Source organism: Marmoricola sp. OAE513, from assembly GCF_040546585.1.
Lineage (GTDB): Bacteria > Actinomycetota > Actinomycetes > Propionibacteriales > Nocardioidaceae > Marmoricola.
On the sequence record NZ_JBEPOC010000001.1, the window covers coordinates 2,647,489 to 2,671,095 of the forward strand.

Below are 23,607 nucleotides of genomic sequence, written 5' to 3' on the forward strand. Positions count from 1 at the left end.
CACCGTCAGCGGGGAGGCTGGCAGTACGGGCACCACCAGACGGTGCGCTCCTGGCCCTCGGGTCCGAGCTCGTCGATGAGCACCGTCGTGCCGCAGCGCAGGCACGGGCCCTTGCGGCCGTAGACCCAGAGTCGTCGGCCCGGGCGACGGTCGCCGGTGGTGACCCGGCTCGCCTTGTCGCGGTGGATGTCGAGCAACCGGGCCGCGAGGGTGACCATCCGCGGCAGGTTCGGTACGGCCGAGACGGGGGTGCGCGGAGCGACGCCGGAGAGGAAGCAGATCTCGGCGCGGTAGACGTTGCCGATGCCGGCGAGGTTGCGCTGGTCGAGGAGCGCCTCGCCGATCGGCACGTGCGGGAGACGCATCAGCCGCTCGACCGCGACCTCGGGGTCCCAGTCGGCGCCGAGGAGGTCGGGACCGAGGTGGCCGACGAGGCTGTGCTCCTCCGCGGTCGGGACCACGTCCAGCAGGACGGCGTACCCGACGGCCTGGTGCTGCTCGGTGCGCAGCAGTGCGCGGATGTCGAACTCGGGCCGACGGAACTTCTCGCCGGGCTTCTGCAGGTCCCAGCGGCCCTCCATCTTCAGGTGCGAGTGGATGGTCACGTCGCCGGACAGGCGCAGCAGCAGGTGCTTGCCGCGGCTCGCGGACTCGACCACGGTCCGCCCGGACAGGTCGACGGTCGCCAGGCTGGGGATCCTGAAGTCCGTGCTGGTCAGCTCCTGGCCGACGAGCGGGTCGAGCCGCCGCGCGGTGTGGAAGACGGTGTCGCCCTCAGGCACGAATTCTCAGTCCTTTGGAGGTGGCGATGAAGCCGGCGGCTTCCAACGCGGTTCGGATCTGCTCGGACTCGGCGCCGAGGATCCCGGCACCGTCTGCTTTCTCCACGGTGAGACGTCCCAGAGCGCCGCGGCGTACGGCGGTGCCCAGACTTTCTATCGCAGCGCCGGTCACGGCACCGTCCTCGGAGAAGGTGAGCAGGGTCTTGCCGCCGCGCTCGACGTACAGCGCCAGCTCGCCGTCCACCAGGACGACCAGTGCGCCCGCCTTGCGTCCGGGGCGGTGACCCCGGGTCTCGGCGGTCGAGCCTGCGGAGGCGGGCCAGGGGAGCGCGGCGCCGTACGGGTTGGCGGGGTCGGTGGCTGCCAGGGTGACGCCGGTGGGCTTCTCCTCGGTGCTGGCGGTGCCGTAGGTGCGCAGCCGGTCGATCGAGCCGGCCGTCCCGAACTGGGCAGCGCCGAGACCCTCGACGAAGTAGCCGCGGCGGGCGCGACCGGAGTCCTCGAACTTCGACAGCACCTTGTACGCCGCCGCGAACCCGCCCGGGGTGCGCTCGCTCATCACCGCGCCTCGGGTGACGACGCCGTGCCGGTCGAGCAGGCCCTCGGCGGCGGCGTGGGCGCGACGGGTCGGGTCGCTCTCGACCTCGGGGAGCAGGAACCAGCGGCCGGCCATGTCGGCCGGGCCGGAGCGCGACGGCAGCGCCGAACGGCTGGAGGCGGTGGTGACCCGCGCCCGCGGCGGCGTACGCCGGGCTCGGTGGCTCGCCGTGCCCGACCGGGTGAGTCCGCGCAGGGGAGCAAGGGTGTCGTTCCCGACGTAACCGGCCCAGACGAGCTCCCACACCAGCGCCGAGAGGGCCCGGTCGTCGGTGGAGGCGAGCTGCTGGCCGAGCTGGCGGAAGAAGTAGGCCCCACCGCCGGACAGCACCTCGAGGAGGGCCTGGTGCTCGTCGGTCAGGACCAGGTCGCCCGGGCCGGGAAGGGTCAGCGGTGCCGCGTCGGCGAGGTGCAGGGAGATCCAGCCGTCAGCGCCGGTGATGCCGCCGTGCCCGGCCCAGAGCACCTCCCCGGACGCGGTGAGCTCGTCGAGGTGCGCCGGCTGGTAGTCGGCGACCCGGCTGGGCAGCACCAGTGACTCGAGGGCCGAGGCGGGAACGGCACAGCCCGCGAGCTGCTCGACGACAGCGACCACCCCGTCGGGTCCGCGGAGCCCGCGCACCGGAGAACCGCCGCTGCGCGCCCCGATCACCTGCTGCCAGGCAGGCAGGAACCGGCCTAGGGTGGCGGGCTCGACCGGTTCGACCTCCTGGCGCAGCCGGGCGAGCGAACGGCGGCGGAGCTTGCGCAGCACCTCGGCGTCGCACCACTCGCTCCCCGAGCCGGACGGTCGGAACTCGCCCTCGAGCACGCGGCCGGCAGCGGCGAGTCGGAGCAGGTTCTGCCGGGCGACGGCGACACCGAGGCCGAGGCGGTCGGCCACCTCGGCGGTGGTGAACGGGCCGTGGGTGCGCGCGTACCGAGCGATCAGGTCACCCAGCGGATCCGCGACCGGGTCGGTGAACGCGTCCGGCGTGCCCGGCGGGACGGGAACACCGAGCCCGTCGCGGAGACGGGCGACGTCCTCGACGACCGCCCAGCGGGCCTCGCCGGCCACACGGACCTCGACGATCCGGCGGGCCTCGGCGAGCAGGGCCAGCGCGTCGGGCACGTCGGCGGTGCAGCGGTCGACGAGCTCGGCGGTGCTCAGCGGTCCGATCATCCGGATCACGTCGACCAGGCCCTCGGCGTCGCGGGCGCGGCGGTCCTCGGCCCCTTCCTTGCCCCGCAGTCGCTGCAGCTCGGCCTCGACCTCCTCGAGCACGTCGAGGTCGAGGAGCTCGCGCAGCTCCGCCCGGCCGAGCAGCTCGGCGAGCAGACCCTGGTCGAGGGTGAGCGCAGCGGCCCGGCGCTCGGCGATCGGGGAGTCGCCCTCGTACATGAACGCGGCGACGTACCCGAACATCAGCGACTGGGCGAAGGGGGACGCGCGGTGGGTGGAGACGTCGACGAGCTGCACCTGGCGCTCGGAGATCCGCCGGTGGAGTGCCGTCAGCGCCGGGACGTCGTACACGTCCTGGAGCACCTCGCGGACGGTCTCGAGCACGATCGGGAACGACGGGTAGCGCGAGGCGACCTCGAGCAGCTGGGCCGAGCGCTGCCGCTGCTGCCACAGCGGCGACCGCCGACCCGGGTCGCGACGGGGGAGCAGCAGGGCGCGGGCGGCGCACTCGCGGAACCGGGAGGCGAACAGCGCCGAGCCGCCCACCTCGGTGGTGACGATCTGGTCGATCTCGTCGGGCTCGAACGCGATGATCTCCGCCCCCGGCGGGTCCTGGTCGGTCTCCGGGATGCGCAGCACGATGCCGTCGTCCGCCGCCATCGCCTGCGCGTCGACGCCGTACCGCTCGCGCAGCCGCGCGTTGATCGCCAGCGCCCACGGTGCGTGCACCGGGGTGCCGAACGGGGAGTGCACCACCAGGCGCCAGTCGCCGAGCTCGTCGCGGAACCGCTCGACGACCAGCTGCCGGTCGTGCGGGACGACGTTGGTGGCCTCGCGCTGCTCGGTGAGCAGGGTGACCAGGTTGTCCGCTGCCCACGCGTCGAGGCCGGCGTCCCGCGCTCGCGCGATCGCCTCCTTCGGGGGCAGGGCCGCGAGGTCCCGGGTGAACGCGCCCACCGCCTCGCCGAGCTCGGCGGGACGGCCCAGTGCGTCGCCGGTCCAGAAGGGCAGTCGCCCGGGCTGCCCGGGGGCGGGGGAGACGAGCACGCGGTCGTGGGTGATGTCCTCGATGCGCCAGGTGCTGGTGCCCAGGGTGAAGACGTCGCCGACGCGGGACTCGTAGACCATCTCCTCGTCGAGCTCGCCGACGCGGCCGCCACCGCGCCCGCCCGACGACTCTGCGGCTCCGACGAGGAAGACGCCGAACAGCCCTCGGTCGGGAATGGTGCCGCCGGAGGTCACCGCTAGGCGCTGGGCGCCCGGTCTCCCGGTGACGATGCCGGTCACGCGGTCCCAGACGATCCGCGGGCGCAGCTCGGCGAACTCGTCGCTCGGGTACCGCCCGGCCAGCAGGTCCAGCGTCGCGTCGAACGCCGAGCGCGGGAGCCCCGCGAAGGAGGCCGTGCGGCGTACGAGCTCGTAGAGGGCGTCGGTCTGCCACGGATCGAGCGCGGTGGCGGCGACGATCTGCTGGGCGAGGACGTCGAGCGGGTTGGTCGGGATGCGCAGGGCCTCGATCCCGCCCGAGCGCATCCGCTCCACGGCGACGGCGGTGGGGACCAGGTCGCCCCGGTGCTTCGGGAAGAGGACGCCGCGGGACGTCTCGCCCACCTGGTGGCCGGCGCGTCCGACGCGTTGCAGGGCGCTCGCGACCGAGGGGGGCGACTCGATCTGGATGACCAGGTCGACGGCGCCCATGTCGATGCCGAGCTCGAGGCTGCTGGTGGCGACGACGCAGGGGAGGCGACCTCGTTTCAGGTCGTCCTCGATGATCGCGCGCTGCTCCTTCGAGACCGAACCGTGGTGGGCGCGAGCGATGACGGCGGGAGCTCCGTGGCTCTGGCCGGACTGGGCCATGGTTTCTGCGGGGGTGCGCTTTCCGGTCGTCGAGCTTGCCGAGACGGGGTGGGACGTCTCGGCAAGCTCGACGACCGAGCCTGCACGATCCGCGGCTATCTCGTTGAGGCGGGCTGTGAGGCGTTCGGCCAGCCGTCGTGAGTTGCAGAACACGATCGTGGAGGTGTGCTGCTCGATGAGGTCGACGACTCGTTCTTCGACGTGAGGCCAGATCGAGCCGTTGCGCGGGGAGTCGTCGTCGGTGTCCAGGGCGGTCATGTCCTCGACCGGAACGACGACCTTGAGGTCCCAGGTCTTCTCCGACGGAGGCGCCACGATCTCGACGGGGGCCGCTCCACCGAGGTAGCGGGCTACCTCCTCGATCGGGCGGACGGTGGCGGAGAGGCCGACCCGCTGGGCGGGCTGGTCGAGGAGCTCGTCGAGGCGTTCCAGGGAGAGCGCCAGATGGGCTCCGCGCTTGGTGCCGGCGACGGCGTGCACCTCGTCGAGGATGACGGTCTCGACGCCGCGCAGGGCCTCGCGCGCCTGCGAGGTCAGCATCAGGAAGAGCGACTCGGGGGTGGTGATGAGGATGTCGGGGGGACTGGTGCTCAGGCGACGGCGGTCGGCGGGGGAGGTGTCCCCGGACCGGACCCCCACGGAGATCTCCGGGACCTCGACCCCCAGACGGTCGGCCGTGTGCCGGATGCCCGCCAGCGGTGCGCGCAGGTTGCGCTCGACGTCGACGGCCAGCGCCTTGAGCGGAGAGATGTAGAGGACGCGGCAGCGCTTGGTCTTCTCCGGCGGGCGCGGCTCGGAGGCGATCCGGTCCAGCGACCAGAGGAACGCAGCCAAGGTCTTGCCGGAACCCGTCGGCGCGACGACCAGCGCGTTGCGCCGGGCCGAGATGGCCTCCCACGCCCCGGTCTGGGCCGGCGTGGGAGCAGCGAAGGCAGCCTCGAACCACGTCCGGGTCGACTCGCTGAACTGTTCCACGCACTCCATCATGACGCAGCGCTCCGACACCGCCGGGCGCCCCGACGGAGAGGGCGTCAGGCGTGACGCAGGTCCCATCCATGATTTTGTCCATCAAGAAAACAAACTCTATTAACTGTGTATAGTTTGCGTCCGGACGAGTTCGGGCTGGTCCCTGAGCGCCACCGCGACCGGGTGGTGCAGGTCGACCATGGAAAGGACCGTCCATGTCTGACGCGACTCCTGACCACGGTGCGGGGGACCTGCTCACCGACACGTACGGCGACGACAGCCCGCGCCAGATCACGTCCCCGCTGACGCTCGAGGACAAGCTCTTCGTCCACGGTGTCCGCAGCATCGGCATCCTGGTGCTGATCATCGTGTCCTCGATCGGCATCTTCCTCGGCGTCCAGGCCGGTCCGACGCTGAACCACTACGGCCTCTCCTACTTCACCGAGTACCGGTGGCTGCCCAGCCAGGACATCGTCGGCATCGCCGCGGTCGTCCTCGGCACGATCCAGGTCGCCGTGCTGGCGCTCCTGCTGGCGGTCCCGCTCGCGCTGCTCAGCGCGCTCTTCATCACCGACTGGGCTCCGGGCTGGATGCGCCCGACCCTGATCCGGCTCACCGACCTGATGGCCGCGGTCCCGGGCATCGTGTTCGGTCTCTGGGTGCTGGTCTTCGTGCAGCCGCACGCGACGCACGTCGCGCACTGGTTGAGCAAGACCTTCGGGTGGATCCCGCTCTTCCACGTGCGCACCGACACCGACTACCCGATCTGGAGCCAGGCGCCCGGCTACCCGTCGTACGCCGGCTCGGCCGCGATGGCCTCGATCGCGGTGGCGATGATGATCTTCCCGATGGCGACGTCGGTGATGCGAGAGGTCTTCTCCGAGGCTCCGGCCGGTGAGAAGGAGGCGGCGATCGCGCTCGGCGCGACCCGGTGGGCCATGGTCCGCACGGTGGTGCTGCCGTTCGGCAAGAGCGGCATCGTCGGGGGCAGCATGCTCGCGCTGGGCCGCGCGCTCGGCGAGACCATCTCGGTCGTGCTGATCATCTCGCAGACCTTCGAGCTCAAGCCGTACGTGCTCGAGGCCGGCACCTCGACGATCTCCGCGCTGATCGCCAGCGGCTTCAAGGAGGCCTCGCCGTCGCAGCTCTCCGCCCTGCTGACGGCCGGCTTCGTGCTCTTCTGCATGACGCTGGTGGTCAACACCGGCGCTGCGCTCGTCGTCGCCCGGGCACGCGGCAACGAGGTGACCGAGATATGACGACGTTGCAGGAGCGACCCGTCGAGAACGTTCCGGGCCGACGCCGCGCAGAGGTCCCGCAGCCGCCGGAGGAAAAGGTCCTGCGGCCGCGCTCGCGCACCCGGGACGACCAGCTCACCGTGGTCGCCGCGGCGATCGGGTCCCTGGCCACCCTCTGGTTGCTCTACACCAAGCTGCTGCCGTTCGACGGGAAGATCGGTTTCGTCGTCTGCTGGTACCTGGCCTTCGTGGTGTTCTACGCCGGCCTGAGCGCGCTGACCCAGCCGCGCCACGTCGTCGTGGACCGGGTGGTGACCACCGCCGTCATCGGTGCTCCCGTCCTGATCGGTGCCGCGCTGCTCAGCACGGTCGTGGTGATCGTGGCCAAGGGTATGCCGGCACTGGTGCACCCGAACTTCTACGTCGACGACATGGCCGGCATCCGGCCCTCGTCCGACTTCGACCAGGGCGGGATCGCGCACGCGATCCTCGGCACGGTGATCGAGGTCGGCATCGCCGTCGCCATCGCGATGCCGCTCGGGCTGCTCACCGCGATCTACATGTCGGAGGTCGGCGGTCGCGGTGCCCGGCTGGTGCGCGCCGTCGTCGAGGCGATGACCGCGCTGCCCTCGATCGTCGCGGGCCTGTTCATCTACACCGTCGCCATCGTCAAGCTGGGCGTCCCGAGCAGCGGCTTCGCGGCGGCACTTGCCCTGGCCGTGATGGCCCTGCCGATCATGGCCCGCGCCAGTGACGTCGTGCTCCGGGTCGTCCCCGGCGGGCTGCGCGAGGCGTCGTACGCGCTCGGCGCCACCAAGTGGCAGACGGTCTGGAAGGTAGTGCTGCCCACCGCTCGCCCCGGCCTGGCCACGGCGCTGATCCTCGGCGTCGCCCGAGCGGTGGGGGAGACCTCGCCGGTGCTGCTGACCTCGGGCGCCTCGACGTTCCTCAACGCCGACCCCTTCCACAACCCGATGAACTCGCTGCCCCTCTTCGTCTACGCCTCGGTCGTCTCGGGAAACCCGAACGCCGAGGTGCGCGCGTACGCCGCCGCCACCGTGCTGCTGGTCGTCGTGCTGTCCCTGTTCGTCCTGGCCCGCTTCGTCGTCAGGACCCGAAAGTCTCCGGAAGGAAAAGCCCGATGAACCACTCGCGGAGGTTCCTCCAGCTCGCTGCGATCGCGCTGTCAGGCGTGCTCGCCGTCCTCGTCGGCCCCAGCGGCGCCTACGCGGCCAACGCCCACGCGCTCATCCAGGGATCCGGCTCCAGCTGGGCGGCCAACGCGATCAACCAGTGGGTCGCCGACGTCGAGAACCAGGGCCTGCAGATCGTGTACACCGCGAACGGCGCTGCCCAGGGCCGCAAGGACTACGCCAACCGGTCCACCGACTTCGGTGTCACCGACTCGCCGTACCGCGGGCAGGACCCGACCACCGGGGCGCCGGACAATTCCGGTGGCCGCTCGTTCGCCTACCTTCCCGTCGTCGCCGGCGGCACCTCGTTCCCCTACAACGTCAAGGTCGGCGGCAAGGCTGTCCGCAACCTGCGACTGTCCGGCGAGACGGTGGCGAAGATCTTCACCAACAAGATCACCAACTGGAACGACCCGCAGATCTCGAAGGACAACAACGGTCGCAAGCTGCCCTCCATCCCCGATCATCCCGGTGGTCCGGGCCGACGGCGCCGGTGTCACGAACCAGTTCACGACCTGGCTGGCCAAGGAGTACCCGTCGATCTGGAAGGCCTGCAACGGCAAGGCCGCCCCGACCGACTACTTCCCCACCAACTGCGGGGAGGACCACGGGCCGCAGAAGGCGCAGAGCGGATCCGACGGCGTCATGAACTACGTGAAGTCGTCGAACGCGGTCGGTGCGATCGCGATGGAGGAGTACTCCTACCCGCTGATGGCCAACTTCCCGGTGGCCAAGCTGCTCAACAAGGCCGGCTACTACACGCTGCCCACCCAGTACAACGTCGCGGTCGCGCTCACCGCAGCGCAGATCAACAACAACCCGAAGGACCCCAACTACCTGACGCAGAAGCTCGACCGGGTCTACGTGAACCCGGACAAGCGCACCTACGCCCTGTCGTCCTACGTGTACGCGATCATCCCGACGGCCGCCAATGACCAGCGGCTCAGCTCGACGCCGAAGCGGCAGACCCTGGCCGACTTCCTGTACTACTCGATCTGCCAGGGGCAGTCCGAGATCGGCCCGGTGGGTTACTCGCCGCTGCCGATCAACCTGGTCAAGGCCGGGTTCGAGCAGATCGCGAAGATCAAGAAGGCCGACTCCAAGGTGGACCTCACCAAGCGTGACGTGAGCACCTGCAACAACCCGACGTTCATCGCCGGCAAGCCCAACGTGAACCACCTCGCCCAGATCGCCCCGCAGCCCCCCGCCTGCGACAAGATCGGCGCCGAACCGTGCGCGGAGGGTGTCGGGTCGAGCAACGCGAACCCGGGGTCGACCGGTGGCGCGAAGCAGGGCGGCAGCGGCAGCGGGGCCGGGACCGGCAGCACCGGGAACGGCGCCTCGGGAGCCGCGGGACCGAACGGGGCCGGGGGTACGCCGACCGCCGGCGGCCTGGTCACCGACCCCGTCACCGGTGAGCTGGTCCCTGCTTCTGCCCAGGGTGCGGCTCAGGCCGACGCGGTGATCGTGCCGACCACCCTGGACGCGGGCGGCTCCGACGGGGCCTCGGGGGTCCTGACGGCGGTGGTGATCGGCCTCTTCGCGGGAGCCGTCGTGACGCCCGTCGCGGTGACCCGGGCAATCCGGCGTCGAGGCGGCGCGTGATGTCGCCGATCGTCTACGTCCGGTCGTTGTCCCGGGGCAGCCAGGCCCGGGTCGCGCTGCTGGTCGCCGCGGCGCTCCTCGCGCTGACCGGCATCGTCTTCGCCCCGGTCGTCGACGTCCCCGCTGACGCCGCCACCGGGGTGGCGTACAGCAAGACCAAGAAGATCGAGCGCACCGAGATCAGCGCGGACGGCACCTCCACCACGGTTGCCGACTACGACATCAAGGTCACGGTCTCCCAGACGACCAACCTGCGTGGCCGCCAGGAGGTGGCGGTCAGGTGGAGCGGAGCACACCCGACCGGCGGCCTCGTCGACGACGTGCACTCGGGCGCGGGCGTCGACATGGAGTACCCCTTCGTGCTGCTCCAGTGCCGCGGCGTCGAGAACCCCGGCAAGGGGCAGACCAAGGTCCGTCCCGAGACCTGCTGGACCCAGACCGCTCAGGAGCGTTTCCGCAGGGACACCGCGACCCGGTGGCCGGCGTGGCGCTCGGACGCCTACGCCACGCCGGCCGAGCGTGAACGCCACGTGCTCGCGCCGGACCCGCGTCCGGACGCCTGCGGACGGGTCGCGCCGGCCGAGCGCTGGGTGCCGTTCATCGCGAAGTCGGGCACGGTCTACCAGGGCGGGCCCACCCCGCTCGGCGGATGCGTCGGGATGGCGCCGGAGTCCGACGAGGTCGGCACCGGCGGCCTGCCCAGCAACACGACGTACGGGATCACCGACGCCCAGGGCAACGGCAGCGCGAGCTTCCCCGTCTGGACCTCCAGCGAGAACGCCTCCCTCGGTTGTACCGACACGGTGGACTGCTCCCTTGTGGCGGTCCCGGTCGTCGGCATCAGCTGCGATGCGTCCGGGACCAGGCTCCCCGCTGCTGCGCGTCCGAACGAGACCGAGGCGGTCGAGGCTGCTGAGTTCTGCGACCGCGACGACGCCTACGCACCCGGCACGGACCACTCGGACGCGAAGGTCACGAACCTGGCGACGGCGGGCACCTTGTGGTGGTCGGCGTCGAACTGGCGCAACCGGTTCACCGTCCCGCTGAAGTTCGCGGCCTCGGACTCGATCTGCAAGGTCGTCGGTGGGGACAAGCCCGAGCCGGTCTACGGCTCGGTGATCCTCAACGAGCTCACCGCGTCCTGGCAGCCCAAGTTCTGCACCGACCGCGGGCTGTTCCCGTTCGTGCATGTCCAGTCCTCCGAGGTGGCCTCGCGCAACCTCCTCCAGATCGGCAACATCTCCGCGGCGCTGGGGTCGCAGTCCCTCGAGGCGCCGGCCAGGCCGACGGTCCAGGCGCCGCTGGCCGTGGGTGGGTTCGCGGTCGTCTTCAACGTCGACGGCAGCGACAAGGAGCCGAAGGAGTCGCTCAAGCTGAACGGACGTCTTCTCGCCAAGCTGCTCAGCCAGTCCTACCCGGCGCTGGACGTCGTCGGCACCGACTACGCCGCCCTCGCGGGCAACCCGATGAACATCACCGTCGACCCGGAGTTCAAGGAGCTGAACCCGGGCGTGAAGACCGACTCGGCGAACGCGACCGCCGGCACCATCCAGTTCCTCGGGACGGACTCGGACCTGATGTGGTCGGTGACCCGGTACTTGGACGCCGACCCGGAGGCCCGTGCCTGGCTGAACGGCACGCCGGACCCCTGGGGCATGAAGGTGAACCCGGCGTACAAGGACATCGAGCTGCCGACCGAGGCGTGGCCGCAGCTGGACACCTGGATCGCACCGGAGTCCTTCCGCAACAGCGACCGCAACTTCTGCTACTCCAAGAACCCCTCGCCGGTTCTGGGACTCGTCTCCAACCCGACGACCAACCTCGCCTCGATCGCGTTCAACATCCAGTACGCCCTGTCCGCGGTGAACTTCGCCTGCGAGGCGGCGGACCGGGGTGACGTGACCAAGCTCGGCCTGAAGAAGTTCGGCCGCCAGCTGGTCGGGTCCCGGATGGTGCTGGGACTCTCGACGATCTCGGCTGCCCGGCGCTACAACCTGCGGACGGCCGCGCTGAAGGTGCCCGGCGGCAGCTTCGTGGCTCCCGACGTGGCCGGCCTGACCGCGGCCGCGAAGTTCCTCCAGCCGGACGACGCCGGTTCCTGGTCCTTCGACTACGCGGCCCTGAAGGCGTCCGGCTCCACCCGGGCCTACCCCGGTCTGGTCCCGGTCTTCGCCGACGTCCCGACCCAGGGGGTGGACGCCGAGCAGGCGGGCAAGCTCTCGCGGCTGCTCTGCTACGCGGCCACGTCCGGGCAGACCTCGGGTGCGTCGAACGGGCAGTTGCCGGCGGGGTACCTGCCGATCACCGCAGCCAACGGGCTGGGCGAGCTCCGCGCCTACACGGTCCGTGCCTCACGCCTGGTGAAGGCGCAGACCGGCCAGCTGCCCGGGCAGACCGGTCCGGCGGGCACCTGCAGCACGAAGGCCGAGAAGACGCCCGAGACCGCCCCGAGCAGCACGCCGAACCCCGGCGGCAGTACCGGGAGCGGCGTGAGCAACGTGCCCGTGGCGGCTGACCAGGCCACTCCGGGTGCACCCGAGACCGGCCCGGTCGCCGCTCCGGTCACCGAACCGGTCCAGCTGGTCCGCACCAAGCGGGACTACTCGCCGCTGGGCAACCTGGGCTTCCTGCTCGCGCTCGCCCTGCTGGTCGCCGCCCTGATCGGCGGGCTGGGACTCCAGGTGCTGCCGCGTCGCACCGAGCTGATCGCCCAGGCGCGCGCTGTCGTGGGAGGGCTGCGCCGATGAGCACGCTGACCGGTTCTGCGACCACGGTGCACACCGGGACGATCGACGCCTCGCCGCCGTCCGCGGCGCGCAGCACCGGACCCGGGAGGCGCGAGGCGCTGCCGTCCCTGGTCTCCCAGCTGCTGCTCGCGCTCGCAGCCCTGATCGCGTGGCTGCTGGTCTACCTGCTGGTGCTCAGCGGTTTCGAGACCTCGCACGACCAGGACCGCCTGTACGGCGAGCTGCGTTCCCAGCTGGCCGAGGGCACCGCACCCGTCGGCGCGCCCATCGCTGCCGGTGCCCCGGTCGCGCTGGTGAGTGTGCCCAGCATCGACCTCGAGAACCTGGTGGTCGTCGAGGGCGGGCGCAGCGAGCAGCTCAAGCAGGGCCCCGGGCACATGCCCGGGAGCGTCCTTCCGGGGCAGGCCGGGTGGAGCTACGTCACCGGACGCTCGCTGACCTACGGCGCGCCGTTCGGGCGACTGACCGATCTCCGCAAGGGCGACACGATCCGGGTGACCACGGGCCAGGGCGAGTTCACGTTCGAGGTGTTCGCCAGTCGGCGCGAGGGTGACCGTGTGCCGGCCCTGTCCTCGGCCGACGAGGCCCGACTCACCCTGGTCACCTCGGCGGGGGAGGGGTGGTTCTCCGGCCTTCGTCGCTCGGAGACCTACTACGTGGACGCCAAGCTCCTCGGCACCCCCGTGGTCGCAGGCCGGGTCACCGGCCGCGACCCGCAGGGGATCGGCATGAAGGCCCACGCGAGCGCGGGTCAGCTGGCGGTGCTCGCGCTCGCGGTCCAGCTCCTGGTCCTGGTCCTGGCCGGCGCGGTCTGGGCCTGGTTCCGCTGGTCACGGATCGGTGCCTGGGTGACCGGGCTCCCGACGGTGCTGGCGGTGCTGTGGCTGGTCTCGTCCCTGGTCTCACGGATGCTCCCGGCGATGATCTGACACCGGTCCAGACATTGTGTATTGAAATAGAAGACTTACTGCAGAAAGCGGAGGCGAGCCCTAGGATGACCTGCATGCGAACCCCGGCGTCCCAGCGATGTTGTCGCTGAAGCTCGCCCTCGATCCCGCTTGACCTCTCGGATCCCCGTTTCGCCCATCACCCAGCTCCACGGACGCGGCTCGTCGCGCCCGTTAACTCGACTGAGTTCATTAAGAAAGGTCATCCCATGCAGAAAAAGAGGACTGCCCTCGGCCTCCTGGCCATTGGGCTCGGCGTCGCCGGCACCCTTGCCGCGGCCCCGGCCGAGGCCGACCTGGCGCCGCAGCCCAAGGACGTCGTCACCGTCGGTTCCGACATCCAGCAGAACGCCTTCAACTTCCTGGCCGACGGCTACGGCCCGCTCCCGGGCTACAACACCGCGGGCAACAAGTGGCGCTTCGTGAACTTCGACTCCTCGGGTGACGCGCAGGGGCGTACGGCGTACACGGACCCGTCCGCGGCCACGAGCTACACCGCCGACCTCGACGGCAACCCGGGCAACGAGAAGTACGTGAAGCTCGACGACATCAAGGTGCTCAACCCGGCCAGCACGCTGGCCGCCGGTGCGCCCAACGAGATCCGTCCCTCGGGCGGCAACGGCGGCATCACCGCGCTGCTGCGCGACGGCGCGAACGACTGGATCGACGTCGCCCGCAGCCCCAACCTGCCGACCGCCCAGCAGAAGTCGGACGCCACCAACGCCGCCGGAGTCGGTGCGATCCACACGGTCCAGATCGGCATCGACAAGGACCTGATCCTGACCTCGACGACCACCAACGCGCCGAGCTCGCTGACGGTGCAGCAGGTGGCCTGGATCTACCGCGGCAAGAAGGACGACGGCACCACGCCGGCGCTGACCTGGCAGGACATCGGCGGGACCTCGACCGACACGATCCTGCCGCTGACGCTGCCCTCCTCGGCCGGCATGCGGGACGTGTTCCTGCGTCCGCTGGCGGCGTACTGGGGTCAGGCATTCGGCACCACGGCCGAGAAGGACGCGTTCATCGCGGGCTACATCACCAACCCGAACCGCCGCCAGGTGCAGCAGAACGACCCGACGGTGATCACCGCGCTGCCGACGCAGGCGGCCAAGGACAACACCATCGTCCCGTTCCCGCGGGGCCGTTTCCGCCTGCTGCAGAACGGCTACTACATCAACGCGGTCGACGGGAGCGCCGGCGCGAACACCTACAACTCGACCGGTACCCGCACCGCGCTGAGCATCGCCGGGCTGAAGCTGCTCAACGAGAACGGCACCAACCAGACCGGTGGCGCGTCGCCGTTCGTCGTGGACTTCCCGTACAACGCCATCTTCCGCGACTCCGACTACCAGTCGAACACGCCGTGGCAGCCGGGCAGCACGCTGAACTGGGTCCAGGCGCTCTTCTACAACCCCGACGGTCCGGAGCCGTTCGTCAAGACCGAAGCCGGCGAGGCGCTCCTCGAGGCCGCGGGCATCGAGCCCAACTACGTGGACCGCGGCTGAGCCGACACCACCTCCAGCAGAGAGAAGTCCCGTGAGTACACACACCGAGAGCGCCGGCCCTGACCAGGCCGTCGCGACCGCGCCCGCGGCCCGGACCAAGGTCTGGATCGCGATCGCGGTGGCGGGTGTGCTCGCGGGGCTCGTGATCGGCTGGTTCGTGACGCGCGACGACGAGGCCCCGTACACGGACCCCGCGGCGACCGGCACCCTGACGTTCTGCGACGCCCAGGGCAAGGAAGTCGTCGAGGGGTCGGTGAAGGACGCACCGTTCGCCGATCTGGCCGTCGGCTCCTCGGGAGTCGACGCCCAGTTCGGTGAGGGCGGGAACGCGACGTTGTTCGCGTACCAGCCCCGCGAGGGCGTCTCCCCCGAGGAGTTCAGCGGCGGGCTGCTGACGAAGGCGACCCCGCTCGTCGACGTCAAGCACCCGTTCGCCGTGATCAGCTCCCGCTCCACCACGCTGGCGGACTTCACGGCCGGGTACCCGGCGACCTGGGACGGCTACGTGCAGCTCCGGCTGCTCGTCGCCGCCCCCGGGTCGCAGGCGCCGACCGACTACAACGCAGCAGACATCCGCATCGACGGCGACCACTGGAAGCTCGTCACCGGCGGTGGCGGGGACTGTCGTAGCACGGCACGGACCGCAGCCAAGAACGTCACTCCCTGATCGCCACGGCGATCCACCACAGAAGACTCGAGAGGAACATCGTGAACACACGACTTCGCAAGCCGTGGGCGCTGGTGGCAGGGCTCGCCCTGTTCGCGTCCACCGCTGCAGCCGGGGCGTCCGTCGCCGCCGGCTTCACGGGTGACCCGACCACGCTCGCCTGGTACAGCGCGGACGAGACCACGGTCACCGCAAACCCCGACAAGACCGCTGTCCCGTTGAAGTTCTACAACGCGGGCGGTACCGAAATCACCACAGGGTCGACGACGGCGAAGCCCTTCGTGGCCTTCGCCCACGCCGACGGTGAGCTGCGATCCGGTGACACCGCCGCGTCGCTGTTCGCCTACACCGCGAACCCGAGCCTCGTTCAGGGCGCGTGGAGCGGCGCCCAGCTGACCGCGGCCAACAGCTACCCGGTGGCCGGCGCCCCCGGCGTCGTGGGCAACGACCCGGTCGTCAAGGGCACCAGTGGCAGCGAGTCGCTCGCGGACTACATCGAGGCGTACCCCAACACCTCGAACGCGACCGGTTTCGCGGGCGTCTACGAGATCCGGCTGCGCACCGGCAACGCGAAGGGCGTCGGGACGAGGTACGCCTCGGCGTATGTCAAGGTCACCGGCAGCACCTGGACCGTGACCACCTCGCCCGTCAACCTGACGAACTCGTCGACGACCTCGGTCGTCCCGTCGTCGGCGAAGTACGGTGCAGCCTTCAACGTGACTGCGACCGTCACCGTCGCTGGTACGCCGAACCCGACCGGCACCGTCTCGGTGCTGCGCGGCAACGTCACGCTGGCGTCGAAGGCTCTCGCGGCCAACGGTGCCGGCAAGGCGACGATCACCGTGCCCGGGGGCAAGCTGAACCCGGGGACAAGTGCCCTGGTCGTCAAGTACAGCGGCACCGGATCGGTCGCCCCGAGCAGCGCCTCGGCGAAGAACATCGTGGTCACCAAGGCGGTCTCGACGACGACGGCGGCGATCGTGAAGACGCCGTTGAAGAAGACCAAGACCCCCAAGATCACGGTCACGGTGAGGGCAGCCGGCGTCGCGAAGCCGACGGGCGTGATCAGGATCTACAGCGGCTCCAAGCTGCTGAAGACGGTGACGCTGACGGCGGCGAGCAACGGGAAGCTGACGATCAGCCTGCCGAAGTTCAAGAAGGCCAAGAAGTACTCGTTGGTCGCCAAGTACGCCGGCAGCACGCTGGTCGGGGCGAGCAACTCCAAGGCCGTCACCATCACCATCAAGAAGTAAGTGCAGTAAGTTACTATTTATTGAGCGGATGCCGTGCCGGGAGTGCCACCTCCCGGCACGGCGCCGCCCACACCCTCCCCGCACCATCTCGACCACGGAAGCGAAGGCGACATGACCACCGCCGTACTGCCCGCAGCACCTGACGTCCTGCCCGACCGCTCGGGTCTCGCCGTATCCGGCTCCCTGGAGGCCGAGCGTGTCTCGGCCTGGTTCGGCCAGCGCAAGGTGCTGGACCGCGTCTCCCTCAGCGTTCCTGCCGGGCAGGTCACCGCGCTGATCGGCCCGTCCGGCTGCGGCAAGTCGACGTTCCTGCGGATCCTGAACCGGATGCACGAGCTCGTTCCGGGTGCGCAGCTGGCCGGCGAGGTCCGCCTCGACGGTGCCGACATCTACGACCCGGAGCGCAAGGTCACCGACGCGCGCCGCTCGATCGGGATGGTCTTCCAGAAGCCCAACCCGTTCCCGGCGATGTCCATCTACGACAACGTGCTCGCGGGTCTGCACCTCACCGGGGTCAAGGCGGGGCGTTCCGAGCGCGACGACCTGGTCGAGGAGAGCCTGGTCCGCGCGGGTCTGTGGAACGAGGTCCGCGACCGTCTCAAGCAGCCCGGTAGCGCCCTGTCGGGTGGCCAGCAGCAGCGGCTCTGCATCGCCCGCTCGCTGGCGGTCCGTCCGCGGGTGCTGCTCATGGACGAGCCCTGCTCGGCGCTCGACCCGAGCTCGACCCGGGTGGTCGAGGAGACCATCGCCGAGATCTCCGCCGACGTCACGATCGTGATCGTCACGCACAACATGCAGCAGGCTGCGCGGGTCTCCCAGCAGTGCGCGTTCTTCCTCGCGGAGAACGGCGCGCCGGGCGTCATCGTCGAGCACGGCAGCACCGAGACGATGTTCTCGGACCCGCAGGACCAGCGCACCGCGGACTACGTCCACGGTCGCTTCGGCTGATCGACCAGCCCTCCCGAACCCCTCGCGGTCGGCGTCCCTCCTGGTCAGAGGGATGCCGGCCGCGAGGTCATCTCCGAGGACGTCGCACCGCAAGGTCCCGCGGAGTGCCTGCGGACGCTATATTCCGGCGACAGACCAGATGCTCGAAATACTCGAGTCGAGAAGGTAGTGATGGCCAAGTTCCCGGCAGTCGGTGACGCCTTCGGGCCGTACCGCATCACCGGCGTGCTCGGACGGGGTCCGCTCGGGGTCGTGTTCGAGGCGCTGGACTCGCGGCTGAGCCGTTCGGTGGCGCTCAAGGTGTTCTCGCCGGTGATCGCCGACGAGCCGATGTTCCGCACCCGCTTCCACTCCGACCGGGCCGACGCGATCACCGCGCTCAACTCGCTGCACATCACGCAGATCTTCGAGCGCGGCGAGGAGGACGGATGTCTCTACCTCGCCGTCCAGCTGATCCCCGAGGGTGACTTCGGGGCCCACGTCGCGGCCAACGGGGCACTGGGCCCGAAGGCCACCATCAGCGTCGTCACCCAGCTCTGCGAGGCTCTCGGCGAGGCGTACGCCGCCGGGGTCGTCCACGGCGATATCAAGCCGACCAACGTCCTGGTGCGCGAGCGCGGCAGCGTGCTGTACGCGTACCTCTGCGACTTCGGCACCGCGAGCCTCGTCGACGGGCAGGGGATGTCGGGCGGTGGCTACCGCGCTCCGGAGCTGCACGAGGGCGTCCGCGCCGACCTGCGCAGCGACGTGTACTCGCTGGGCTGCCTGCTGTGGTTCACGCTCACCGGCACGCCGCCGTACGCCGGCACCGACCTGCAGGTCGCGATGGCGCACCTGCGCGACCCGATCCCGCAGCTCGAGCCGACCGACGAACCGACCGTCCGCCTCAACGCGATCCTCGCCAAGGCCCTCGCCAAGGCCCCCGGTGACCGGTACGCCGACCCCCAGGAGCTCGCCGCCGCGCTCTCCGCCCTCTCGCCCGCTCCGACGTCGGTCACCCCCGGTGTCGGGCTCCCGGTCGTCGAACCCGAGCCGGAGCCCGAGCCGGTGGTCGTGGTCGAGCCGCCTCCGGTGGTCGAGCCGCCTCCGGTGGTCGAGCCGTCCCCGGTGGTCGAGCCTGCCGAGACCCCCGCACCCGTCGAGCCTGAGTCGATTTCCGAGTCGTCCCTGGTGGTCGAGCTGCCTTCGGTGGTCGAGCCTGTCGAGACCCCCGCACCCGTCGAGCCTGAGTCGACTTCCGTGCCGTCCCCAGAGCCCGAGGCACCTTCCGAGCCCGAGCCGCCCTCGGAGCCCGAGCCGTCCCCGGTGGTCGAGCCTGTCGAGACCCCCGCAGCCCGCCCGCTCTTCGCCGACGAGCTCGCGGGCCCTGAGCCTGCGGCGGATGATGAGGACGGCGCCGAGGACCCTCAACCTCAGCCGCGCCTCGGCTTCCGTGCCCGCCGCCGCGCTCGCAAGGAAGAAGCAGCCACCGCCGAAACCGCTCTCCCCGCGGTGGGCGAGCCCGCCGAACCCGCCGAGACCTCCGCGCCCGAACTCCCCCCGGTGGTCGAGCCTGTCGAGACCCCCGCCTCCGAGCCCGACTTCGACGCCGACCTGCAGGCGCGCATCGACGCCGAGATCGAGCGCAAGCTCACCCTGCCTTCCCGCCGCGCCCGCAAGGAGGCGAAGCAGGCCAAGGCCGCGGAGAAGGCGGCGGCGAAGGCCGCCGCTGCGGAGCCCGAGAGGTCCGAGCCGTCCGCCGTACAGATCTCTGCACTTCTGGACGCCCCGTCGGACGACTCCGACCCCGCTCCGGCCGCGCCAGAGATCCCACCGACCGACGCGCCCGAGAACACCGACGAATCCATCGCCCTGCCCCGACGCAAGGCCGAGCGGCAGCTCCCCGACCTCGGCTGGATGATCCCCGGCGGCCTGCTCCTGGTGCTCCCGGTCCTGGTGATCATCGGTGTCTTCGTCCTGGTCAAGGGACCGGGTGGTTCCAGCTACGGCGACAGCACCATCACGCCGCCGGCGAAGATCGACGAGGGCGACCGCTTCGATGTCGGTTCGTTCACCGCGGACGGCGGCTGGACGATCAGCCGGACCAGCCCGCTCTGGACCGTCAGCGGACTGAGGGTCACGAACGTGTCCTCGGCCCCCGACACCGCGTCGTTCACCCTGAAGCTCTACAAGCTCACCAAGGTGGTCGTCGTCCTCGACTGCACCACGGGCGAGCTCGCGCCCGAGCAGGACCAGGTGGTCAGCTGCAACGACCCGGCGAACATCCCGGTGACCGCGGACTGGAGATCGGATCACTGTTCAGCAGGCGTTCTAGGCGTCCTACAGCATCAGCTGGTAGATCGCGACGTCGATCATCCGGTCCTGCTTGTCGCCCACCTCGGACATCGTCCCGGCGAGCTCGAACCCGTGCCGCACGTGCAGCGCGACGCTGCCGTCGTTCGGCATCGCGATCAGGGCCAACGCCGTGTGGAACCCGGCCGCGCGGAGCCGTTCGAGCAGGGCGGCGTACAGCAGGCTGCCGGTGCCCGAACGTCGGGCGTCGGTGTGCAGGTAGACGGAGGTCTCCCGGGTCCGGTGGTAGGCCGGGCGGTCACGGAAGGGCGACGCGTAGGCGAAGCCGACCACCCGATCGCCGTCCACGGCGACCACGAACGGGTCGCCCGTGGTGAGCTTGTGCTGCCAGTCGCCCAGCGGTCGCTCCTCGGTCTCGAACGTGGAGTAGGCGTGCAGCGACTCGTGGGTGTAGATCGCGGCGACCGAGACGAGATCGGCCTCGACGGCGTCGCGGATCGTCACGGGGGCAGACATGGGATCCATGATCCCACCGGGGACCGGTGCGGCAGACTTGCGGTGTGGGCGATCGCATGGACGACCTCTTGGCGTCCCTCAAGGAACCGGGCCCCGTGCGCCAGTGGTCACTGGTCGCGGCGGTCCTGCTCGGGACCGTTCTCGTCGGCGCCGTCATCGGCACCGCGATCGGCAAGGGCGCCGGCGGGGGTGGCACGAGCACACCGACCGCCGTCTTCCGCCCGGCCGTGACCGGTGAGCTGATCACCGCGCCCGGTGCGAGCCCGAAGAAGCTCGACAAGCCGTTGGCGCTCGGCTCGAGGAGCGCAGGCCTCGCCGTCGTCGCGCTCTCACCGGTCGACCGGGTGAAGACCGAGGACGGCGTCCGCCGACCTCCCGAGGGAAGCCGGATGGTCGCGTTCAAGGTCGCCGACTGGACCTGCGAGGACACCCCGTGCGAGTCCTGGGACACGCTGGACCCGCAGGTCTCCATCGACGGGACGACCTCGTCGTTGGAGTCCGGCCAGAACACCTACGTCGTCGTGGTGCCCCCCGGTACGGACGAGGTCGACCTGGTCGTCGACGCCGACGAATTCAGCCAGTCGGTCTCGCTGCTCGACGGTGAGCTCGGCGCGGACAACATCCTCTTGTTCGGCAAGCGCGGGTTGACCAAGCCGATCGACGTGCGGCAGAGCTTCCGGATCGGCGAGCGGACCAGCACCCCGCTGCTCGGCCCCGACGGACAGCCGACCGACACCTTCTTCCGCACCGTCAACGTCGGCGACGTCCAACGTCAGTTCTTCCTCGACGACCAGACGCCCTCGGACCCCGCGCGGACGTTCCTCACGTTGTCGATCGCCTACACCTACGACGGTCAGCAACAGGCCAGCGCGTTCGACCCGAGCGAGATCAAGTTCGTCCTGGGCGACGGGCGGACCTTCCCGGCCAAGGACCTCGACCCCTCCCCGGAGAAGGCACTGCTGGGCTTCGAGATCCCGGCGAAGGCCAAGCGCGGCACGATCGTGATCGGCGGGACGTTCGAGAAGACCTCCACCACCGGCGTCGCGTACTCCTCGACGCTGGGGACCAAGGAGATCGAGGTCGACCTCAAGCCGGCAGCGGGATGAGGGCGCAGCAAAGGCAGGAAGTCGCCGCACTTCGGCAGGAAATGGGTGCGGGGCCTTCTCGGTGATGGGGCAGACTGCACCGGTGGCCATCGAACCTGACACCAAGGACTGGACCTGGGTCCTCGAAGAGCGCTGCGACGAGTGCGGCTTCGATCCGGCAGTCGTGGACGTGCGCGCCCTGCCTGACCTGATCGCCGCGAACCTGCGCGGGTGGGACGGCGCGCTCGCCGATCCGGACGCCGCCGTCCGACCGGCGTCGAACGTCTGGTCCGTGCTCGAGTACGGCTGCCACGTCCGCGACGTGCACCGCCTGTTCGGCGAGCGGGTGCGGTTGATGCTCGAGGAGGACGACCCGCAGTTCGCGAACTGGGACCAGGACGAGACCGCGGTCGAGAGCCGGTACGACGAGCAGGACCCGGCCGTCGTCGCGGGTGAGATGGCCGAGGCCGCCGACCAGATCGCCGCTGTGTTCGCGGGCGTGCAGGAGGACCAGTGGGACCGTCCGGGCCGACGCAGCAACGGCTCGCGCTTCACGGTCGCCACCCTCGGGGCGTACTACCTGCACGACGTCGTCCACCACCTGCACGACATCGGTCGGTGAGGCACACCGAGTTCTGGGAGCGCCTCGACGCGGCCCTCGGGCCGGCGTACTCGCGCTCCTGGGCGACCCTCTACGTCATGGCCGACCTCGGCGGTCGGACCGCGCAGGAAGCGCTGGACGCCGGTGTCCCGCCGAAGGAGGTCTGGCGCGCGGTCTGGGCTGCCCTCGACCTGCCCGCGAAGGAAAGGTGATGGGGGAGACCGTGGCCGGTGCGTCGACCGCGACCGCCGCGCTGCAGCGACGTACGGTTCAGACCTTGGTCGGGGCCCAGGCGTTCGGTGCCGTCGGCATCACCATCGGTGTCGCCACCGCGTCCCTGCTCGCCAGCGACCTCGCGAACTCCGAGACCCTTGCCGGTACGGCGCAGACCGCCCAGGTGCTCGGCGCCGGTGGGGCGTCCTGGCTCCTGGCACGGGTGATGGCGTCGCACGGACGCCGGATCGGGCTCGTGCTCGGCTACCTGCTCGGGGCGGCGGGATCAGCCCTCGCCGTCCTCGCCGGCGTCGTGGAGTCGATGCCGCTGCTGCTCCTCGGTGCCACCCTGCTGGGCGCCACCAGCTCGGCCAACTACGCGTCCCGTTACGCCGCCACCGACCTCGCGCCGGCAGCCGAACAGGGACGTGCACTCGCGATCGTGGTCTGGTCGACGACCATCGGTGCCGTCGCGGGCCCGAACCTGACCGGTCCCGCCGCGGACCTGGCCGCCGCCTGGGGGATCCCCGAGCTCACCGGTCCGTTCGCGCTCGGCGCCTTCGGCATGCTGATCGCCGCGCTGGTGCTGTTCGTCCGGCTGCGGCCGGATCCCTTGCTCGCGGCCCGCCGGCTGCACGCGGCCGCGGTCCAGGACGGTACGGCGACCGCGTCGTCGGCCCAGCCGATCCGGGAGATCCTGCGGGAGCGTCCGATCCTGGTCGCGGCGATGACCGGGCTGGCGGCAGCCCACGCGGTGATGATCTCGGTGATGGTGATGACGCCGCTGCACATGCGGCACGGGCACGCCGGTCTCAAGGTGATCGGGATCGTGATCAGCCTGCACGTGCTGGGGATGTTCGCCTTCGCGCCGCTCTTCGGCAGCGCGGTCGACCGGTTCGGAGCACCGGTGGTCCTCGCGCTCGGGGGAGCGGTGCTACTCGGCTCGCTGCTGTTCTGCGCGCTCTCGCCCGAGGGCAGCTCGGAGGCGATCTTCGTCGGCCTGTTCCTGCTCGGCCTCGGCTGGTCGATGGCCACCGTCGCCGCCTCGACCCTCGTCGCGCAGCAGGCTCCGATCGCCTCGCTCACCGTCGTGCAAGGGACCGCGGACCTGGTGATGAGCCTCGCCGCTGCTGTCGGTGGCGCCGCCTCCGGCGTCATCGTCGGGGTCTTCTCGTTCTCCACGCTCGCGGCGTTCGCGTCGATCTTCGCCGTGGTCGGCCTGGTCGCCGCGCTCTGGTCGGCCAGGCTGGTCCGCGTTTCACCAGCGCTCTAGGCGGGTACTCGGGTGGCCGAACGGGGCACCTACTCCCTCCCCTCATGCAGGTGCCCCGTTCCCCGGCGTCTTTCCGCGCGACACGCGGACGCGATTGCTGGCAGTTCGAACACCTGTTCGGCTAACGTCTCTTCCACAGACGGTGCAAACCGGCGAC

At 70.5% G+C, this 23,607-nt stretch carries 16 protein-coding genes and 2 pseudogenes; 15 read left to right on the top strand and 3 right to left on the bottom strand.

Annotated features, from left to right (window positions below; genetic code table 11):
• Window positions 1-5 precede the first annotated feature (5 nt).
• Together ABIE44_RS13375 and ABIE44_RS13380 are read right to left on the bottom strand one after the other, a co-directional pair.
• On the bottom strand, window positions 6-782 hold the full coding sequence (locus ABIE44_RS13375) for an Fpg/Nei family DNA glycosylase (protein WP_209716827.1): 777 nt from the start codon (window positions 780-782) through the stop codon (window positions 6-8).
• Window positions 775-5,382, bottom strand: a complete 4,608-nt coding sequence (locus tag ABIE44_RS13380; protein WP_209723257.1) for an ATP-dependent helicase — start codon at window positions 5,380-5,382, stop codon at window positions 775-777. The genes ABIE44_RS13375 and ABIE44_RS13380 overlap by 8 nt, the downstream gene beginning before the upstream one ends.
• Before the next feature lie 197 nt (window positions 5,383-5,579).
• Here ABIE44_RS13380 and pstC point away from each other — a divergent pair, with 197 nt between their 5' ends.
• The 11 genes and pseudogenes from pstC to ABIE44_RS13435 all read left to right on the top strand — a co-directional run.
• Window positions 5,580-6,623 (top strand): phosphate ABC transporter permease subunit PstC, encoded by a 1,044-nt coding sequence (gene pstC, locus ABIE44_RS13385; RefSeq protein WP_209716824.1) that lies wholly within the window; start codon window positions 5,580-5,582, stop codon window positions 6,621-6,623.
• Window positions 6,620-7,747 (top strand): phosphate ABC transporter permease PstA, encoded by a 1,128-nt coding sequence (pstA, locus tag ABIE44_RS13390; protein ID WP_209716821.1) that lies wholly within the window; start codon window positions 6,620-6,622, stop codon window positions 7,745-7,747. The genes pstC and pstA overlap by 4 nt, the downstream gene beginning before the upstream one ends.
• Window positions 7,744-8,169, top strand: a pseudogene (locus ABIE44_RS13395) (substrate-binding domain-containing protein); the annotation flags it as partial. The gene pstA and the pseudogene ABIE44_RS13395, both read left to right, overlap by 4 nt.
• Before the next feature lie 97 nt (window positions 8,170-8,266).
• The gene (locus ABIE44_RS13400) at window positions 8,267-9,400 is read left to right on the top strand and encodes a substrate-binding domain-containing protein (protein WP_502912738.1); all 1,134 of its coding nucleotides are present in this window, start codon (window positions 8,267-8,269) and stop codon (window positions 9,398-9,400) included.
• Entirely contained in the window at window positions 9,400-12,147 is a 2,748-nt protein-coding gene (locus ABIE44_RS13405) for a hypothetical protein (protein WP_209716815.1), read from the top strand. Before ABIE44_RS13400 ends, ABIE44_RS13405 begins: the two co-directional genes overlap by 1 nt.
• Entirely contained in the window at window positions 12,144-13,076 is a 933-nt protein-coding gene (locus tag ABIE44_RS13410; RefSeq protein WP_209716812.1) for a sortase, read from the top strand. Before ABIE44_RS13405 ends, ABIE44_RS13410 begins: the two co-directional genes overlap by 4 nt.
• 227 nt (window positions 13,077-13,303) lie before the next feature.
• On the top strand, window positions 13,304-14,602 hold the full coding sequence (locus ABIE44_RS13415; protein ID WP_209716809.1) for a hypothetical protein: 1,299 nt from the start codon (window positions 13,304-13,306) through the stop codon (window positions 14,600-14,602).
• 31 nt (window positions 14,603-14,633) lie between these two features.
• Window positions 14,634-15,269 (top strand): hypothetical protein, encoded by a 636-nt coding sequence (locus tag ABIE44_RS13420; protein ID WP_209716806.1) that lies wholly within the window; start codon window positions 14,634-14,636, stop codon window positions 15,267-15,269.
• 632 nt (window positions 15,270-15,901) lie between these two features.
• Complete coding sequence (locus tag ABIE44_RS19635; RefSeq protein ID WP_502912761.1) at window positions 15,902-16,522, top strand: Ig-like domain-containing protein; 621 nt, start codon at window positions 15,902-15,904, stop codon at window positions 16,520-16,522.
• A 111-nt stretch (window positions 16,523-16,633) separates the two neighbouring features.
• Window positions 16,634-17,470 (top strand): phosphate ABC transporter ATP-binding protein, encoded by an 837-nt coding sequence (locus ABIE44_RS13430; RefSeq protein ID WP_209716800.1) that lies wholly within the window; start codon window positions 16,634-16,636, stop codon window positions 17,468-17,470.
• Between the two features lie 171 nt (window positions 17,471-17,641).
• Window positions 17,642-18,394, top strand: a pseudogene (locus ABIE44_RS13435) (serine/threonine protein kinase); the annotation flags it as partial.
• A 1,395-nt stretch (window positions 18,395-19,789) separates the two neighbouring features.
• Here ABIE44_RS13435 and ABIE44_RS13440 read toward each other — a convergent pair.
• Window positions 19,790-20,287, bottom strand: a complete 498-nt coding sequence (locus tag ABIE44_RS13440; protein WP_354438393.1) for a GNAT family N-acetyltransferase — start codon at window positions 20,285-20,287, stop codon at window positions 19,790-19,792.
• An 86-nt stretch (window positions 20,288-20,373) separates the two neighbouring features.
• Here ABIE44_RS13440 and ABIE44_RS13445 point away from each other — a divergent pair, with 86 nt between their 5' ends.
• The 4 genes from ABIE44_RS13445 to ABIE44_RS13460 all read left to right on the top strand — a co-directional run bounded on the left by ABIE44_RS13445 (window position 20,374) and on the right by ABIE44_RS13460 (window position 23,450).
• Window positions 20,374-21,384, top strand: coding sequence for a hypothetical protein (locus ABIE44_RS13445; protein WP_354438073.1), 1,011 nt, complete (start codon window positions 20,374-20,376; stop codon window positions 21,382-21,384).
• Between the two features lie 82 nt (window positions 21,385-21,466).
• Window positions 21,467-21,985, top strand: a complete 519-nt coding sequence (locus ABIE44_RS13450) for a DinB family protein (protein ID WP_354438074.1) — start codon at window positions 21,467-21,469, stop codon at window positions 21,983-21,985.
• Complete coding sequence (locus ABIE44_RS13455; RefSeq protein ID WP_209716784.1) at window positions 21,982-22,176, top strand: DUF3046 domain-containing protein; 195 nt, start codon at window positions 21,982-21,984, stop codon at window positions 22,174-22,176. The genes ABIE44_RS13450 and ABIE44_RS13455 overlap by 4 nt, the downstream gene beginning before the upstream one ends.
• Entirely contained in the window at window positions 22,176-23,450 is a 1,275-nt protein-coding gene (locus ABIE44_RS13460) for an MFS transporter (RefSeq protein WP_209716781.1), read from the top strand. The genes ABIE44_RS13455 and ABIE44_RS13460 overlap by 1 nt, the downstream gene beginning before the upstream one ends.
• The last annotated feature ends 157 nt before the right edge of the window (window positions 23,451-23,607 follow it).

What these genes read in the sequence shown, in the direction of transcription:
- ABIE44_RS13405 (WP_209716815.1), top strand. Translation starts at nt 9,400, where the DNA reads ATGTCGCCGATCGTCTACGTCCGGTCGTTGTCCCGGGGCAGCCAGGCC.
- ABIE44_RS13460 (WP_209716781.1), top strand. Translation starts at nt 22,176, where the DNA reads ATGGGGGAGACCGTGGCCGGTGCGTCGACCGCGACCGCCGCGCTGCAG.
- pstC (WP_209716824.1), top strand. Translation starts at nt 5,580, where the DNA reads ATGTCTGACGCGACTCCTGACCACGGTGCGGGGGACCTGCTCACCGAC.
- pstA (WP_209716821.1), top strand. Translation starts at nt 6,620, where the DNA reads ATGACGACGTTGCAGGAGCGACCCGTCGAGAACGTTCCGGGCCGACGC.
- ABIE44_RS13380 (WP_209723257.1), bottom strand. Translation starts at nt 5,382, where the DNA reads ATGGAGTGCGTGGAACAGTTCAGCGAGTCGACCCGGACGTGGTTCGAG.
- ABIE44_RS13415 (WP_209716809.1), top strand. Translation starts at nt 13,304, where the DNA reads ATGCAGAAAAAGAGGACTGCCCTCGGCCTCCTGGCCATTGGGCTCGGC.
- ABIE44_RS13430 (WP_209716800.1), top strand. Translation starts at nt 16,634, where the DNA reads ATGACCACCGCCGTACTGCCCGCAGCACCTGACGTCCTGCCCGACCGC.
- ABIE44_RS13440 (WP_354438393.1), bottom strand. Translation starts at nt 20,287, where the DNA reads ATGGATCCCATGTCTGCCCCCGTGACGATCCGCGACGCCGTCGAGGCC.
- ABIE44_RS13410 (WP_209716812.1), top strand. Translation starts at nt 12,144, where the DNA reads ATGAGCACGCTGACCGGTTCTGCGACCACGGTGCACACCGGGACGATC.